This is a genomic window from bacterium, from assembly GCA_024224155.1.
Taxonomy (GTDB): domain Bacteria; phylum Acidobacteriota; class Thermoanaerobaculia; order Multivoradales; family JAHEKO01; genus CALZIK01.
The window spans coordinates 1-536 of sequence record JAAENP010000191.1 but is presented as its reverse complement, the minus strand read 5'-3'; the positions used below and the strand labels follow the sequence as shown (position 1 = coordinate 536).

1 protein-coding gene is annotated in these 536 nt (G+C 64.4%); it reads left to right on the top strand.

What is annotated here, in order from left to right; translation table 11 throughout:
* A partial coding sequence (locus GY769_10630) for an IS1182 family transposase (protein ID MCP4202373.1) occupies positions 1-536 on the top strand: 536 nt, incomplete at both ends.

The following is a 536-nucleotide window of genomic DNA, read 5'->3' as shown; positions in this document are numbered from 1 at the left end:
GAGGAGCCCTTGCCAGCGGCGATGACTACGCCACGAGCGCCAAGCCTCAGATCGATTGGGACGATACCGGGGCGCGCGAAGAACTCATCGACTCACGGGCCCGAGACGCTTACGCCTGCCTGCTGGTTCTTGAGAGCCGCGTGCTGAGCGCCGAGGTCAAAGAGGCTGCTGAGCTGCTGGCTACCGTGATCGGCCAAGATCTCGAGGAGACCGAGGACGGCACGTATCGTATCGCCCGCCGGGTGGCCAAGGATCGGGTGATCTCGACCGTGGATACAGAGGCCCGCCACGGTCACAAGACTTCGGCCCGAGGATTCGATGGTTACAGTGGCCATGTGTCTTTGGATCCCGACAGCGAGTTCATCACTGATACCGCTGCGACCGCCGCCAACGCGGGTGACGCCAGCGTCGCAGCAGAGCTCATCGAAGACCTTGTCGACAACGAGGTCGCGTCCTCCGGCGCAGCGGACGCCAGCGCCGGCTCCGAGCCGGAGCCCAGCTGCGCGGATGAGCAAGAATCCGAACGTCCGAAAGTC